We start from the raw sequence: 15,116 nt of genomic DNA, 5'->3' as shown, positions 1-15,116 counted from the left end.
GGCGGAGGTGAATGACCTCTGCCGGCCGCATGGCCGCGTAGTACATGCACCCTAAAGCGCTAAGACGATGATGTCGTCGGCCCCGCACCCGCGGGGATGTTCCGCTGTCTGATCCGCCCTCACCCCATGTAATAGGGTCGGCCCCGCCAGCGCCCGCAGATAGGTGTCGGGGGCCGGCTTGGCCCTGACTCCGGGTCCCACGCAGTTCACCGAGGTGAAGCAGGACCGGATACCGAGCCGAGCCGCCGCCAGACTTCGTGGAGGCGGGCGCGGGCGGAGTCGACGCCGAGTAATTGCCCACGGCCCTGGCCGCGAACGCCTCGCCGCTCACCCGCTCGACGCGGTCGGTCACTTCGACCACGAGGGCCAGGAGCGCGGGACAGCCCGTCGTACGCGTCTGCCGCCGCGACGGCCGGGAAGCCCCCAGCCTCGGCGCCGTGACCGTCGACAAGCCCAGCGTGAGTCTGGTGATCACCTGAAAACTCGGACAGCCCCGCTGGGTGGTCCGGATCCACGTCTCCTGGCGTCGAGCCCTGGCGTCGAGCCGGGAGCCTGATTGGAGGGAGTGGGCACCTCCGCCCCCACTGCGGCGTCCGTGGTGGGCCCAGTCACCTGCCGAACCGCCGCCCGCACAGCCGTCAACGCCGGTACGGTCGGACGGCTGTGCGGGCGGGCCGGCGGGAGATCGGCGAGCTCCGCAAGGGCCTTCCGGAGCCCAAGTCCTACGCGTGTGGGAGATGCCACAGAGGTTGTACATCGATGTAAAAAAAGTTGCGCACGTCTGTATACATCGATGTACAAGCGGCTCTACTCTGGCGCTCGCAGCCAGTGCGCCCGCCCGTGCCCGTACACATAGGCAACCGCGCCAACGACTGTGGCACCGCCCACGAAGCGACGGCGGGCCGGGCTCCGCCGTGCTGCGCGACGGCGGCGCACTGCCCTGCCGTACACGCTGTGCGCTCAGGAAGGAGCTCCGTGTTCCGTCTCCGCCAACCCCGCTCCCCCAGACCCCGCAGACCTCTCTCGCGCGGCCTGCCCCCCACATCTGCTTTCCCGGCCCACTTCGATACCGACGGCCACCCCCTTCGGCGAACGGCCCGGGCCGTACTGCTGGGGCTGGCCGGGGCATTGAGCCTCACCCTGCTCGTGCCCGCCGCCCCCATCCTGGCCGCAGGTGCCGCGGTGAAGGATGTCACCCCCGCCGCCACAGGTACGCCGCTGCGAAACGGTACGGGGCTGTACCCCCGGGCCATCCGGTTGGCGCACAACGGCGCTGCGAACGGACGCGTACTCGCAAGTGTCACCACCTTCGATGGCAACAACGGCATCGGCGCCATCCACGAGAGCACGGACAACGGATCGGTCTTCCGTGAGGTGGGCAAGGTCGTCGATCCGGAATCGTCCGCGGGCCAGGGGCAGTGCTGCGGCACTCTGTTCGAACTTCCCCGGCAGGTGGGCGGGCTGTCGGCCGGCACCCTTCTGTGGGCGGCGTCCGCCGGGCAGGACGAAGCGAACCGGCGTATGGCCCTGCGTGTCTGGCGCAGTAACGACGTGGGCCGCACCTGGTCCTACCTGTCGTCCTGCGCCACCGCGAGCGGGACGGGCGGGCTGTGGGAACCGGAGTTCTCCGTAGCGGCCGACGGGGCGCTCGTCTGCCACTACGCCGACGAGACCGACGGCGGGCACAGTCAGAAGCTGTCCGCCTCCCGCAGCTACGACGGTGTGCACTGGCAGGACCGTCGCGACACGGTGGCGAGCAGTTGGCAGCCCGACCGGCCTGGGATGCCGGTGGTGCGCAAGCTGCCGAACGGCACGTACTTCATGAGCTACGAGATCTGCAACCCCGGCGGCCAGTACCAGTGCGTGGTGCATTACCGGACCTCGGCGGACGGCTGGGACTGGGGGGATCCGGCCTCGCTCGGGTTCCGGCCGGAGACGGTCGACGGCAGGTACTTCAGGGCCGCGCCGACCGTCGCCTGGGCGCCCGCGCCGGATGGCGGACCGAACGGCCGGCTTCTGCTGATCGGGCAGATGCTGCTCAACCGTGACGGCACCCCGGCGGCGGACAGCGGACACACGATCCTCGCCAACACGGAGAACGGCGCCGGGCCCTGGTACGAGATCGAGTCGCCGGTGCGGGTTGCGAACCCGAGTGCGAACTACTGCCAGAACTACAGTTCGCCGCTGCTGCCCTCGGCCGACGGGAAGCGGGTCCTTCAGATCGCCACCGACTGGGACGGCACCGTCTGCAAGCCTTACTACGCCACCAGCGGGATCACCGGCAGCGGTGACGCGGCCGGTGTGGCGGACGGCGCCCTGTACCGGCTCGTGAACGCCAACAGCGGGCACTGCCTGGACGTGGCCGAGGACTCCCGGCTGCCGGGCGGCAACGTGCAGCAGTGGACGTGCAACGGCCTGGCGCCGCAGGAATGGTCCCTGCGTGCCCGCGGCGGCAACCACTTCACGCTCACCGGCCGCAACAGCGGGTACTGCCTGGACGTGAAGGACGGCTCGCAGACGCCGGGCGCCAATGTCCGTCAGTGGCACTGCAACGGCTTGGCCGCGCAGGACTGGCGGCTGGAGAACGTCGGCCGCGGCTACTACCGGCTCATCGCCCGGTCCAGCGGCCAGTGTCTGGACGTGGCCGAGGGCTCGCGCGTACCGGGCGCCAATGTGCGGCAGTGGACGTGCAACGGCCTCCAGCCCCAGCTCTGGCAGCTGCAACAGGTCTGACGGCCGACCGAGTGACAACAGCACACCGCCTCCCCGGCACCAGCCGGGGAGGCGTCGGCGTGCGGGGAGCCCCCCCGAGGCACCCCTACGAGGGGTCCTGCTCCTCGATGGCTGCCGGACGTATCTGCGCGGCGCGGATTCGTTCGACGTCCAGCTTGGTGCCGCGGTCGAAACGGTAGATACCGTTGCGTTCCTGGAACACATCGGTCAGCTGGGTGTAGCAGTAGCCGAACATGGCGGGATCGTCCAGCAGAACGCCCGTGAGCCCTGCGAACCGGGCGTGGAACTCCTCCTCGTCGCGCACCCGTTCGCCGTACCCCCAGGACTCCGTCCGGTTCTCGCCGGACTGCGCGGCGGCCGCGGCGGGGTCCCACCAGATACCGCCGAACTCGCTGACGAAGTAGGGCTGGCCACGGTACGGCAAGGAGTAGGGGGCGCCGTTCTCGTGGGTGTTGACGAACGGCTCGTCCTTGGCGAGGCCGGACATCAGGTGTTGGAAGGCGGCCGGGTCCTGTTCATAGCTGTGGGAGTCGTAGATGTCGGTCTCGGTGACCCGGTGGGCATATCCGGATGTGTCGAGGACCGGCCTGGTCGTGTCCATGGCCTTCGTGGCCAGGAACATCGCCCGGGTCACGGCGTCGAGCTGGGTGATGCGGTCGTGCAGTTTCTGGTACGTCTCGTTGAGCGGGCACCATCCGATGATCGAGGGGTGCGAGTAGTCGCGTTCCAGCGCCTCGAGCCACTGGCCGGTGTACGAGGCGTCCGGCTGCTGGTTGTCGCCCGACGAACCGCCCGTCTCGCAGCCCCAGTCACCGAACTCTCCCCAGACCAGGTAGCCGAGGCGGTCCGCGTGGTAGAGGAAGCGCTCCTCGAAGACCTTCTGGTGCAGCCGTGCCCCGTTGAAGCCCGCCGCCATGGCGAGGACGATGTCGTGGACCAGGGCCTCGTCGGTCGGCGCGGTCATCAGGCCGTCCGGGTACCAGCCCTGGTCGAGCACCAGCCGTTGGAACAGTGGCCGCCCGTTGAGGGTGACGGCCTTGCCCCGGATGCCGACGGCCCGGAGTCCTGCGTAACTCCCCGCGGTGTCGACCACCTCGCCTGCCGCGTCGAGGAGTTCGATCCGCAGGTCGTACAGGTGCGGATCCTGCGGGCACCACTCGCGGCGCCGCTCCTGGGGTACCGGGAGATGCAGGCGCGGTGCGAGATCGAGGTCGGCGCGGACCTCCGCGCGGCAGACCTCGCCGTCGGCGTCGGCGAGGACGGCACGCACCCGGTGGCCGGGACGATTGCCGGAGATTGGCAGTTCCAGATGGAACGCCGATCCCCCGAGGTCGGGCGTGATACGGGGACGCCGCAGGTGGAGGTCGGGTACGGGTTCCAGCCACACGGTCTGCCAGATGCCGGTGACGCGGGTGTAGTTGCAGTCGTGGTTGGCGTACTGGACGGCCTGCTTGCCCCGGGCCTGCGGGCCCGACCGCGGGTCGCGGGCGCGGACGGTGAGGGTGACCTCTCCGGAGCCGGCTATGTCACCGAGGTCGGCGGTGAACGGCGTGAAACCGCCGCGGTGGCAGGCCACTTCGGTGCCGTTGGCCCACACAGTGGTGTCGTAGTCGACAGCGCCGAAGTGCAGCAGCACACGGCGTCCGGCCCACTCGGAAGGCAGGGTGAGCACCCGCCGATACCACACGGCCTCCAGGAAATCGGTGTCACCGATGCCGGACAGCTCCGATTCGGGAGGGAAGGGGACGAGGATCTCGCCGGTCAGGGCGCGGTCCAGGAGGCCTCGTTCCAGGCCACTGTCCCCTCGGTCGGTCTCGAACTGCCAGGCGCCGTTGAGATTGAGCCAGTCGTTACGGACGAACTGCGGTCGCGGGTACTCCGGGCGCGGTACGGAGGGAGTGGGCACACATGCTCCAGTCGGTGTGTAGGCGGGCGATGCTGTCGCCGCGCCCACAATGTACATCGATGTAAATATGTTGCGGAGGACTGCCGGCCCCGGGGGCCGCACAGCAGAGGTCAGGAGCCGCCGAAGCCCGTGGTGGCCACCGATTTGACGATGCGCCGCTGGAAGAGGAGGAACATGGCGATCAGCGGCAGCGAGGCGAGCAGCGCGGAGGCCATGGACTGGGCGTACTGGATGCCGAAGGAGTCCTTGACGGTGGCCAAACCCACCGGAAGTGTCATGAGGCCGGGGTCATTGGTGACGATGAACGGCCACATGAAGTTGTTCCAGGCACCGATGAATACGAAGATCGCGACGGCGGCCACGATGGGCCGGGACAGCGGCAGGACAATCGACAGGAAGACCCTGACTTCGGACGCGCCGTCGATCCGGGCGGCGTCCTCCAGTTCCCGGGGCACGCCCTCGAAGAACCGCTTCAGGATGAACACCATCATCGGCGCAACCACTTGGGGCAGGATGACCGCCGCGTACGTGTCCACCATGTTGAACAGGAGCATCTGCTCGAAGAGAGGGACGACGAGCAGCTGCGGCGGCACCATGATGGCGGCGACGGTAACGGCCAGGAGGACCCGGCGGCCCCGGAACGTACCACGCGCGAAACCGTAGGCTGCGAGTGTGGAGACGACCACGGTGATCAGCGTGACCAGACCGGCCACGAGAAAGCTGTTGAAGGCCCAGGTCAGTACGTTCCCACGGTCGAGGATCTGCCGGTAGGACTCCAGCGTGAAGGCGCCCTTGAACGGGGACAGGCCCGGCGTCGCCACGTCTTGCTCGCTCTGCAGGGAGGTGACGACCGCCCAGACGAGCGGCAGCAGCCAGACGGCCGCCAGCACGACCAGCACGGTGCCGACCAGTACGCGCGGCAGCCGCCCCTGGCCGAGAAGCATCGGTGAACCGTCGGCTGCGCGGGGCGCGCGGCGCCGCGGGCGCACAGGAGTTGCGGTAGCGGACACGGTCAGTCCTCCTGGCGGAAGAAGCGGAGCTGCGCGATGGAGATGACGATCACGAGCGCGAAGAAGACGTAGGAGATGGCCGAGGCGTAGCCCAGCCGGTAGCCGGTGAACCCGACGTCGTAGACGTACTCCAGGATGGGACGGGTGGCGCCGTTCGGGCCGCCCTTGGTGAGGATGTAGATCTGGTCGAAGACCTTGAGCGAGGCCAGGACCTGGAGCATGGCCACCAGCACCGTGGTCCTGCGCAGTTGGGGCAGGGTGACTGACCACAGCCGCCGCCAGGCGCCCGCACCGTCGAGCGCGGCAGCCTCGTCGAGAGTCTCCGGCAGGGCCTGGAGAGCGGCCAGGTAGAGCAGGAAGTTGAAGCCGACCGTCCACCAGACCGTGAGGGCGGCGACGGACCACATGGCGACCGACTCGTCGGACAGCCAGCCGACGGGCTCCATGCCGAGCGCGCCGAGCAGTTGGTTGCCGAAGCCGATGTCCGGCTGGTACAGCCACTGCCAGATGAGGGTCACCACGGTGACGGGCAGCAGATAGGGCGCGAAGAACGCCAGCCGCCACGCCCACTGGCCGGCCAGTCCGCTGTGGACCAGCAGCGCCATCACGAGTGCGACCAGCACCAGGGGAACGCATGAGATGAGGGTGAAGAAGAGCGTGTTGCCCAGACTGCTCCAGACATCCGGGTCGCCGAACGCCTCGGTGTAGTTGGCGAAACCGACGAAGGCCGTGTCGCGCAGCGCGAGTGAACTGTCGGTGAAGCTCATCCAGATGCCATGGCCGACGGGCCAGACCAAGAAGAGGCCGAAGAGCACCAGGAAGGGCAGGACGAAGAGCAGGCCGTTGCTCCGGCCGGCGGCGCTCCTGTTCCCGAAGGGGCGTCGGCCGCGAGGGACGGTGGAGGGTGGCGTGCCGGTGGGCACGGGGGCGCCGGTGGGTAGGGTTGTTGTCACGTCTGTGGCTCCTTGAGCTCCGGTCAGGCCACCGGGTTGGGCTGATGAAGCAGCGCGTTCGCCTCGCGGACCATCTGCCGCACCGCCTTCTCGGCCGAGGTGTTGCCGAGCAGCGCCGACTGGAGCGGCTGGCACATGCGGTTCTGGAAGTTCGAGGCCGCTCCCGCGAACCAGTTCGGCGGATCGAGCACCGCCACCTTGCCCGCCTCCGCGTAGGACGACTGGGGGTTCAGCGCCGCGTACTCGGGACGGGCCAGTACGGGCTGGTACGCGGGGATGTGGCCCGCGCTCGCCCAGGTGAGGCTCTGCTTGACCATCTGCGCGACGTACCGGTGGGCCTCGCGCCGCCGCCCGGGGTCGGGATCGGCCTGATGGGGCAGGACGAAGCTGTGGGAGTCGGTATAGACGGCGGGACGTTCGAAGACCTGCGGGAAGGGAGCGGCTCCCAGGGGGATGCCCGACTTCCGCAGGGTCGGCAGCTCCCACTCGCCGATCATGGCCATGCCACCGCGGCCTCCGATGAATCCGGCCATCGCCCCGTTGTAATCGAGGTTGTTGGGGTTGGTCCTGCCGTCGAAAAGCTGCTGCATGAACGCCACGACCCGGATCGCGGCGTCGGTGTCGATCTCGGCCGGGCCGCCTTCGGGCAAGGTGAAAGCGGCGCCGGTCTGGGCGTAGAGAGCGGCGAACTGCCGCCAGTTCTGCGCGGTGTCGGTGACGTGACCGAAGAGGATGCCCGAGCCGCCGGTGGCCTTCGCGAGCGCCTTCCCCGCGTCCAGTAGGGCCTCGGGGGAACCCATCGGGGCGAGTTCGCCCGAGGAGTCGAGCAGCCCGGCCTTGTCCGCGGCGTCACGGTCGTAGAAGACGATGAAGGGGTGGACGTCCAGCGGGATCGCGTAGACGGCCCCCTCGTGCCGCGTCCGCTTCCAGACAGCCGGGGCGAAGTCAGCCTCGCTGCAACCGAATTCGGCGAGCAGGTCCAGGTCGAAGTGGTCGAGCAATCCGCCGGGGGCGTATCCGGCCAGCCGGGAGAGGTGGAGAACGGCCACATCGGATGCCCGGCCTCCGGCGGCCGACATGGCGAGCTTGGTGTAGTAGGACGGGCCCCAGTCCAGGATGGTGCGGTCGACGGCGAAGCCGTCGCCGGCGCTGGAGACGGCCTTGATCATGTCGTTCATCAAGATGCCATCCCCGCCCTGGAAGAGGTCCCAGACCCTCAGGGCCGAGGCATCCGAGGACGCGGCAGGCGAGGCGCAGCCGGTCAGCGGGCCGGAGGCGAGCAGCGCGGCGCCGGCGCCGGCCATGCCGTAGCGCAGGAGCCCGCGGCGGCTTACGCCCGCCGTCGGCGGGGGCGTGAACGCGGGCCGCGGCCCGGGGGCAGGTGGGAAAGAACTCATCACGGACCTTTCGACGGCCGGTCGACCATGCCGGTTGACGGCGGCCACCGGCATGGGCAACCGGTGGCGGCCCACCGCGGACAACGGGTGGGCACCGCTCCGGCGACCGGCGCGATGCCATGTTTTTACATCGATGTACAACAGCTGTAAAGAGTTGCGGCACTGCCTGTTGTACGGCGGGAAGGCCAGGCCGCGTCGGATGCCGCCGGGATCATGCGGCCTGCTACGGCATAGACTCGGCAGTGCACAAGGACAGGGGGAGCTGGCGATGGCACGACCCAGGATCAAGGACGTCGCACGGCACGCGGGCGTGTCGGAGAAGACCGTCTCGAACGTGATCAACGACTACGTCCATGTATCCGACCGGACACGGCGCGTGGTCCGTGAGGCCATCGACCATCTCGGCTACCGGGTGAACCTGGCGGGCCGCCATCTGCGCACCGGGCGCAGCGGGGTCATCGCTCTGGTCGTACCTGAACTGGACGTCCCATACTTCGCCGAACTCGCCCGGCACGTCATCCGCGAGGCCGAGCAGTGCTCGCTGACCGTGCTGGTCCACCAGTCCGGCGGGGAGCGTCGGCACGAACTGGCGGCGCTGTCGGGGTTCGGCTCCGATTTCGTCGACGGCATCATCCTCAGTCCGCTCGCCCTCACCTCCGACGATCTGCGCGAAAACGCGGGGTCGCCGCCAACGGTCCTGCTGGGAGAGCTGCTTGAGGAGGGGGCGGACCACGTGGCGATCGACAACGAACAGGCAGCACGCGAAGCCACCGAGCACCTGATCGCCTGCGGGCACCGCAGCATCCTGGTCATCGGGGGCCGGGACAAGCCGGGGCTGGGAACCGCCGAGGCGCGCACCCGCGGATACCGGGCGGCCCTGTCGGCAGCGGGCATAGCCTATTCCGCAGCGGCACTGCTGCCCGTGGCGGCCTTCCGGATGCCCGACGGGGCCGAGGCGGCGACCCGGGCTCTGAGCGGCGGCGCGCGCCCCGACGCACTGCTGTGCCTCAACGACCAGTTGGCTCTGGGGGCGTTGCGCGCGTTGCACGAGCACGGTGTACGGGTGCCCGAGGACGTCGCCGTGATGGGCTTCGACGACGTGGAGGGCGGGCAGTACAGCGTACCGACACTGAGCACTGTGGCTCCCGACAAGGGAGCGGTGGCCAAGGTCGCCGTGCAACTGCTGCGGCACCGCATCGACGAGGCGAACCGGCCGCAGGACCGGGCGGACGAGACGGCAGCAGCCCCTCTGTCACCACAGGACCGTGTCGTGCCGCACCGTCTCGTCCTGCGGGAGAGCACCGAGGGCGCGCGACACTGATCTGTGCGACGGCGGACTCGGAGCCCCCGGCCTCGCCCCGCCGTTCCGTCACGCCGGAGTTCAAGGCCGAGATCGTTCGAGCTGTGCCGGCGTGGTGACCGCTCGGTCGGTGAGGTTGCCGAGGTGGCAGCGTGGCTCGCGAGGCTGGGAACACCGGCCGACGGCGGGCAGCGCCGGACACTCCTGGGGCAGGAGACCGCTCATTACGACTACGCGAGACGCTGTCCCCGCACGCGGACAGGTCGCCAAGTCCCTGGCCGACGACCACTTTCCGGGCGCGCGGCGGATCCACTGCGTACGCATGGCCCCCGACGAGATCGAGTGGCACAAACTCGGACAGCAGGACGACGCGGGCATGCGTGCGGACGCACGCAGCCGGATCGAACTCGCCCCGGCCTCGGATGCGGCGCCGGCCTTCCGGTCGGGCCGAGGCTCGATGCCTGGCTACGACGCGAGCTGCGCGGCCTGAACTCCGCCTTCGGTCCGAGGGCTCCGGACGGCGCCCAGTTCACTCCGGACCGGTCCGCGACGGACGGGAATCCGCTGCCGCCGTCCGGTCGGATCCGTACCGCGAGGATCTGGTGGACGCTTGGCCTCGAAGCCGCCGGTGACCCCGGCGCCGCCCGTCTGCGCCGCGAGGAGGCGTGGGCGGCTTTCGTCGCCCTCCGCCACCCCACCGCCGACCTCATCCGCGCCGGACTCGACGGCGTCGCCCCGAACAGGCTCGGGCCCGTCGGGCAAAGCCCCGTCGGCTAACGCAGAAGGCCCAGGACCTGTTCGGCCACGGTCGCCCAGGTCCGCTCGGCCTCCGCGGCACGGCGTATCCGGTCCGCCGTGGCGAACGCCGCGACCGGGTCGCGCAGCACCGCCGCGATCTGGTGGCCCCACCGCATCACATCGTCGGTGTCGTGCAGGGTCACGGGGACCACGGCGCGTGCGGCCTCGGCCGGGGGAAGGATCTCCCTCAGCAGCATGCCGAGCCCGCTCCTGCCGCTGACCAGAACCGGAGTACCGGCCGCGACCGCCTCCAGGCCCACCAGCCCGAAGCCCTCCGCCCGGGACGGCATGAGCGCGAGCGTGGCCTCGTCACCTGCCGGACCCGCGAGTACGACGACCTGATCGACGACCCGCTGCGTGGCGCCCGGTTCGGCGACCGGCGGTGCGAGGCGGTCCGGCTGCCCGTCCTGAGACGGGAGGAGATCCTCCAGTGGGCCGGCCACTACGCGGCGCAGTTTCGCGAACATGTCGGCGAACCGCTCGCGATAGGGGCCCAGCGCCTTTTCGCTGGGCCCCCCACCGCTTCGGCTGCGGGACGAACCCCTTGTCCTGCGGGTTGCGTTCGGCGGTTTCGACGTCGATGCCCAGGCGGGTGCCGTGCGCGGCGACCTGGTTCTTGAAGCCCTGGTCGATCAGCGCCTTGCGGACGGTGTCACCGGTGTGCTCGGCGACCTGGTCCAGCAGAGCGACGCCCGCGGTGTTGTCGTGCGTGTTCGCGGCGAGGACGGTGACGGCGATGACCAGGCCCGGCATGTCCACGGCCAACTTGCGGCCCGGCATCCGTTTTGCCAAGTCCAGACCGGTCGTGGAAGCGGGACCCCCGGCAGCCACGTGGACACTCTGCGTGTCCAGCACCACCAGGGTCGGGTCCTCACCATATTGCAACCGTATCTGTGTGTGTCCTCGGTGTTGGTAGTGGCGGCGGCGGGCCGCGCGGGCTTCGCGCAGCATCGAGGACGTCCAGCGGTCGTACGACGGCCGCCCTGTCGAGGTAAGTGGCCAGGCACAACGGCGCGGACGGTCCGCCAGTCATACGGGCAGATCGGCGAGCACGGGCACGAGCCCACCCGCCCATCGGAAGGCGCGGCCAGACACAATCGACGGCGGGCGACGACATACCCGCCCGCGGCCCGATTTACGACCTTCCCCGACGCGTCCGGCAAATGCCCACCCCGTCCCTCACGCCGCGGGGTTCCACCGCGCCGCCGGGCGGGTAGGCGCAGACGTAACGTCGAGGCACACGCCTCGCCTTTCGTGGCCGGGACCGCAGGCCACGGGCCCGAGTCTCGCCCCTGCACAGCAGCCGACGACGGCAGGGCCGGGCCGTCCCTTGCGGGGACGGCCCGGCCGTTTGGTGAGCGGGTCGGCGCGTGACAGGCGCGTCGCCTTGCGGCTAACGGATCACCGGACCACGCAGGTACCGCTCTGCAGAGTGAAGACCTTCGGGTCGGCCACCTGGCCGCTGGAGGTGCCGATGAATCCGAAGGCCACCGAACCGCCGGGAGCCACACTTGCGTTCCAGCTCGACGGCTTCGCGATGACGGCACTGCCGCTCTGGGTGACCACGGCGTTCCAGGCATGGTTGACGCGCTGGTTGTCGTCGAAGGACCACCTCAGCTCCCACGGGTTGATCGCCGAGGCACCGGTGTTCTTCAGGGTCACCGACGAGGTGAAGCCGCCGTTCCACCGGTTCGAGTCGTAGGAGACCTCGCAGACCGACGTATTGCCGTCACCGTCGCCGTTGCCGAGGTCGTCGACGTACGAGGCGATCCAGGCCAGCGGGGCGTTCCAGTTGATGGTGATCTCGTTGGTCGCCCAGGACCCGATGTCGTCGATGTAGCACATCGCCGGGGCGCAGCCCTGGAGCTTGTCCTGCGCCACCGGGTCCTCGATGCCGGTGTTCGGTCCGCCGGCGACGGACCCGGGTGCCGGGTTGGGCAGGTCCGGGTTGATCTGGTGGGCCCAGAACCGGTGATGCTGGTTGTGCGAGTCCCGCTCGCCGTACCCGGTGACGTAGGACTGGTTGAGCGGGTTGCGGCCCAGCAGATAGTCCATGCCGCGCAGTACCGCGTCGCGGTAGGTGACATCACCGCTCAGGTCGTGCGCGGTGGCGAGCACCACCATGTTGTTGAGGACCTGGCTGTTCGATCCCCACACATAATTGTTCCTGTCGGGGGCGTAGGGCACGCCGTAGGCCGCGTTCGCGGAGTCGTCGGCGTAGCCGTCGGCGGCCTTTGTCACCGTGGCACGTGCCGCCGCGAGCTGGCTGCTGGTCAGCTTGTTCGGCACGGTGGCCAGGCTCAGGGCACCGAGACCTGCGGTCGCGCCCCAGGACATGCCGCCGCGGGGGAAGACCGCGTCGGTGTCGCCGTGCAGCGGGGAGCCGAGGACGGCCTGGCGGTAGGCGTCCTCTGCGGTGGTGACGAACAGTTCGGCGGCGGCCCAGTAGAACTCGTCGCTGACGTTGTCGTCACTGTACGTACCGCCGCCCGTTCCGTCGGTGGGGCTGGCGAGCACGCCTGGGTTGGCCTGGGCCGCGTTCCAGGCGGTGCGCGCGACACTCAGGCAGCGGGCCGCGAAGCCCGCATCGTACGGCTTGAAGAGCCGAGCGCACTGCGCGCCGGCGGCCGCGACGTTGAGCGTGGCAGCGGTGCTGGGAGCGTGCAGCTCACGGGGCTGAGGGTCCTGGTGCGGCAGCAGCGGAAGCCCTGTCCACTGCCGGTCGTGGATCTTGTGGTGCACCATGCCGGCCAGCGGCTTGCCCGCCGGCACCTGCATGCTCATCAGGAAGTCCAACTGCCAGCGGGCCTCGTCGAGGATGTCGGGCACGTCGTTGCCCCGCTCGGGCACGCGGAGCTTGCCGTCACCGAGGGGCTTGCCGTCGGCGCCCTCGGTGGTGAGGGTCCGCTCGTAGCTCGCCATCAGCTGCGCCACCGAAATGCCGCCGTTGACCACGTACTTGCCGTGGTCTCCGGCGTCGTACCAGCCGCCGGAGACATCGAGGCTGTAGTCGCACAGGCCTGCCTGGCACGGGACTTGGATGTCGCCCTGGTTGGGGGCCACATCCAGGTGTCCGGCCGGGCGGGCGTACTCATCGCCCACCAGATTCGCATCGATCTCGATGCCGCTGCGGTTGTGGTAAAAGTACGCGAGCGCGTCAGTGCGCAGCGAGGCATACAGGTCGTCACCGATGGAGAACGGCTCGCTGGTCTCTTCGCCGATGGTGACGGTGTATCCCTCACCGGCGGTGGTGACGTTGCTGAAGTCGAAGGTGTGCACGTTCTGCCGCGACGTCGAGTCCACACCGCCCGGCCTGGTCGTGCCGGATGCCGCGGTTCTGCCGTTGGCCGCCTTGAGTGCCCATGCCAGCGGCGAGGTGGCTTCGGTGACGACCGTGCCGCTCTTCGGGCCGTCGGTCAGGTAGCCGACCTGGTTGACCCGGACGGGGGAGCCGGTGTCCGGCTCGTACACGGGCGGCACGGCGCCGCCGGTCAGCGAGACGTCATCGAGGCAGAAGGTATACGCCGTCGCGCTGCCACCGATCTGGAAGGCGAGTTGCGCGGCCTCATGGTCGGACGATGTGGTGAAGACATGGCTGATGGGCTCTGCCGTACTGCCGATCGCATCCGCCGCGGCGAGTTCTGTCGTCCAGGGATCGACGGCCATCTGCACATTGGCGCGGATGGTGATCGGTGCCGTGGAAGTGGCGGTGTACGTCAGCGTGTAGCTTTCCCCGGCGGTGAGGGGGAGGTCGTTCTGCCCGATGATGGCATCCCATGGATTGGCCGTCCCGGCGGGGACGTCGGCGCAGAGGCGGCCGTCCACGACAGTGCCGGGGTTGGCCTCCGACCACCACCACGAGGTGGTGCCGCCGGAGAAGTCGCCGTTGGAGATCAGATCGGGTGCGTCGGCGCCGGCCGCGGGTGTCGATGCGAGGGCACCGGCTAACAGACTTGCGGCGGCCAGGGTTCCCAGTACTCGGCTTCTGTCGCGGCGCGGGACGCCGGGCTCGCGTAAATGACGAGGCGGACGAGGGGGCACAGTTGGTGTCCTTCCAGGGGATGAGCAAAAGGCGTGGGAGCGCTCCCATAGCATGGTGGTGCCCATGGCAGGACTCGTCAAGAAGTACGGCGCACCATCTACGCCACCCGCTATCTGGCGGACGAGACCTACCGCCGCGAGATCGCCCGGCAGCTCGACAAGGGCGAGTCCCTGCACTCGCTGCGCCGGGACCTGCACTACGCCCACCAGGGCAAGATCCGTGAACGGTTCCTGGCTGGGCAGACCGAGCAGGCGTGGTGCCTGACCGTGCTGACCAACTCCGTGGTGACCTGGACGAGCGAGTACTACGGCCTGGCCGTCGCGGCTATGCGGGCCGAGGGGCGGGCGGTGGACGACGAACTCCTCGCGCACATCTCTCCCGCGCACAGCGAGAACGTCAACTACCACGGCACGATCAACGTCGAGGTCGACACCGAACTCGCCAAGCTGGACCCGGCCGGCTACCGGCCGCTGCGGGCCCGCCGCCGCGAGCGGCCCTGAACGCCACGGGCTTTCCTTCGTCCGGATCCACATCACGGGGATCACCTCAGCTTAGGTCGTCCCTCCCGGGCGTTCGGCGAGGCGGTCTGGGCGCCCATCGCTGAGGTAGCTGAGCATTCAATCCTGGCCAGCTCAGTCGGAAGTTGCCGCGCCTGCTCCGGCAGCACCCCCCACCACGGGTCCTGCACTCCCGCGACACGCAACATCGCCACCACCCCCAGGCCACCCCGCAGACAGCCGGCACCAGCTCACCCCAGAGGTGAACCCAGCGCCACCACCGACTTCTTCCGACGCAGGACACTAGGTACATATCGTGGAAGCGGATCCCGCACGATTGGGCAGCCCGGTAGGTCCGCCGCCAGCGTTTCAGCGCAATGCTGGTATTCCTCACCGGCAACGTCATGATCGAGACGACTCCCCGGCCGACGGTGGACCACCCCACGTTCACTGCGATCCGCTTTCCCCGTCCAGGCAGGT

The 15,116-nt window shown here is 69.3% G+C and carries 10 protein-coding genes and 2 pseudogenes; 5 read left to right on the top strand and 7 right to left on the bottom strand.

All coding sequences use genetic code 11. The features are described 5' to 3' along the window. Positions 1-293 precede the first annotated feature (293 nt). Both ACIHCQ_RS17030 and ACIHCQ_RS17025 read left to right on the top strand, forming a co-directional pair. Positions 294-479 (top strand): hypothetical protein, encoded by a 186-nt coding sequence (locus tag ACIHCQ_RS17030; RefSeq protein ID WP_399662670.1) that lies wholly within the window; start codon positions 294-296, stop codon positions 477-479. A gap of 667 nt (positions 480-1,146) precedes the next feature. Continuing rightward, a complete protein-coding gene (locus ACIHCQ_RS17025; protein WP_399662668.1) occupies positions 1,147-2,733 on the top strand; it encodes an RICIN domain-containing protein in 1,587 nt (528 codons plus the stop codon). Between the two features lie 85 nt (positions 2,734-2,818). Here ACIHCQ_RS17025 and ACIHCQ_RS17020 read toward each other — a convergent pair whose 3' ends face one another. The 4 genes from ACIHCQ_RS17020 to ACIHCQ_RS17005 form a co-directional block, all read right to left on the bottom strand. After that, positions 2,819-4,639, bottom strand: coding sequence for a glycoside hydrolase family 2 protein (locus tag ACIHCQ_RS17020; protein WP_399662666.1), 1,821 nt, complete (start codon positions 4,637-4,639; stop codon positions 2,819-2,821). Between the two features lie 110 nt (positions 4,640-4,749). Further along, the gene (locus ACIHCQ_RS17015; RefSeq protein WP_399662664.1) at positions 4,750-5,649 is read right to left on the bottom strand and encodes a carbohydrate ABC transporter permease; all 900 of its coding nucleotides are present in this window, start codon (positions 5,647-5,649) and stop codon (positions 4,750-4,752) included. A gap of 2 nt (positions 5,650-5,651) precedes the next feature. After that, the gene (locus ACIHCQ_RS17010; RefSeq protein WP_399662662.1) at positions 5,652-6,602 is read right to left on the bottom strand and encodes a carbohydrate ABC transporter permease; all 951 of its coding nucleotides are present in this window, start codon (positions 6,600-6,602) and stop codon (positions 5,652-5,654) included. Between the two features lie 23 nt (positions 6,603-6,625). Then, positions 6,626-7,999 carry an extracellular solute-binding protein gene (locus ACIHCQ_RS17005; RefSeq protein WP_399662660.1) on the bottom strand — a complete coding sequence of 458 codons (1,374 nt, stop codon included), beginning with the start codon at positions 7,997-7,999 and terminating at the stop codon, positions 6,626-6,628. Between the two features lie 268 nt (positions 8,000-8,267). On the opposite strand from ACIHCQ_RS17005, the gene ACIHCQ_RS17000 reads away from it, so the two are divergent. After that, positions 8,268-9,320, top strand: a complete 1,053-nt coding sequence (locus tag ACIHCQ_RS17000) for a LacI family DNA-binding transcriptional regulator (RefSeq protein WP_399662658.1) — start codon at positions 8,268-8,270, stop codon at positions 9,318-9,320. Next, positions 9,265-9,789: a hypothetical protein gene (locus tag ACIHCQ_RS16995; RefSeq protein ID WP_399662656.1), complete on the top strand. Its 525-nt coding sequence runs from the start codon at positions 9,265-9,267 to the stop codon at positions 9,787-9,789. Before ACIHCQ_RS17000 ends, ACIHCQ_RS16995 begins: the two co-directional genes overlap by 56 nt. Positions 9,790-10,072: 283 nt before the next feature. Here ACIHCQ_RS16995 and ACIHCQ_RS16990 read toward each other — a convergent pair whose 3' ends face one another. The 3 genes and pseudogenes from ACIHCQ_RS16990 to ACIHCQ_RS16980 form a co-directional block, all read right to left on the bottom strand. Then, positions 10,073-10,564 carry a glycosyltransferase gene (locus ACIHCQ_RS16990; protein WP_399662654.1) on the bottom strand — a complete coding sequence of 164 codons (492 nt, stop codon included), beginning with the start codon at positions 10,562-10,564 and terminating at the stop codon, positions 10,073-10,075. Positions 10,565-10,601: 37 nt separating this feature from the next. Continuing rightward, positions 10,602-10,970, bottom strand: a pseudogene (locus ACIHCQ_RS16985) (transposase); the annotation flags it as partial. Between the two features lie 528 nt (positions 10,971-11,498). Next, positions 11,499-14,138, bottom strand: a complete 2,640-nt coding sequence (locus ACIHCQ_RS16980) for a glycoside hydrolase family 9 protein (RefSeq protein WP_399662652.1) — start codon at positions 14,136-14,138, stop codon at positions 11,499-11,501. A 93-nt stretch (positions 14,139-14,231) separates the two neighbouring features. On the opposite strand from ACIHCQ_RS16980, the pseudogene ACIHCQ_RS16975 reads away from it, so the two are divergent. Next, positions 14,232-14,639 (top strand): annotated as a pseudogene (locus tag ACIHCQ_RS16975) (Tn3 family transposase); the annotation flags it as partial. Between the last annotated feature and the right edge of the window lie 477 nt (positions 14,640-15,116).

Source organism: Streptomyces sp. NPDC052236 (assembly GCF_044548015.1).
Classification (GTDB): domain Bacteria; phylum Actinomycetota; class Actinomycetes; order Streptomycetales; family Streptomycetaceae; genus Streptomyces.
The sequence above is the reverse complement of the archived record's forward strand: the minus strand, read 5'-3'. Positions and strand labels throughout refer to the sequence as shown.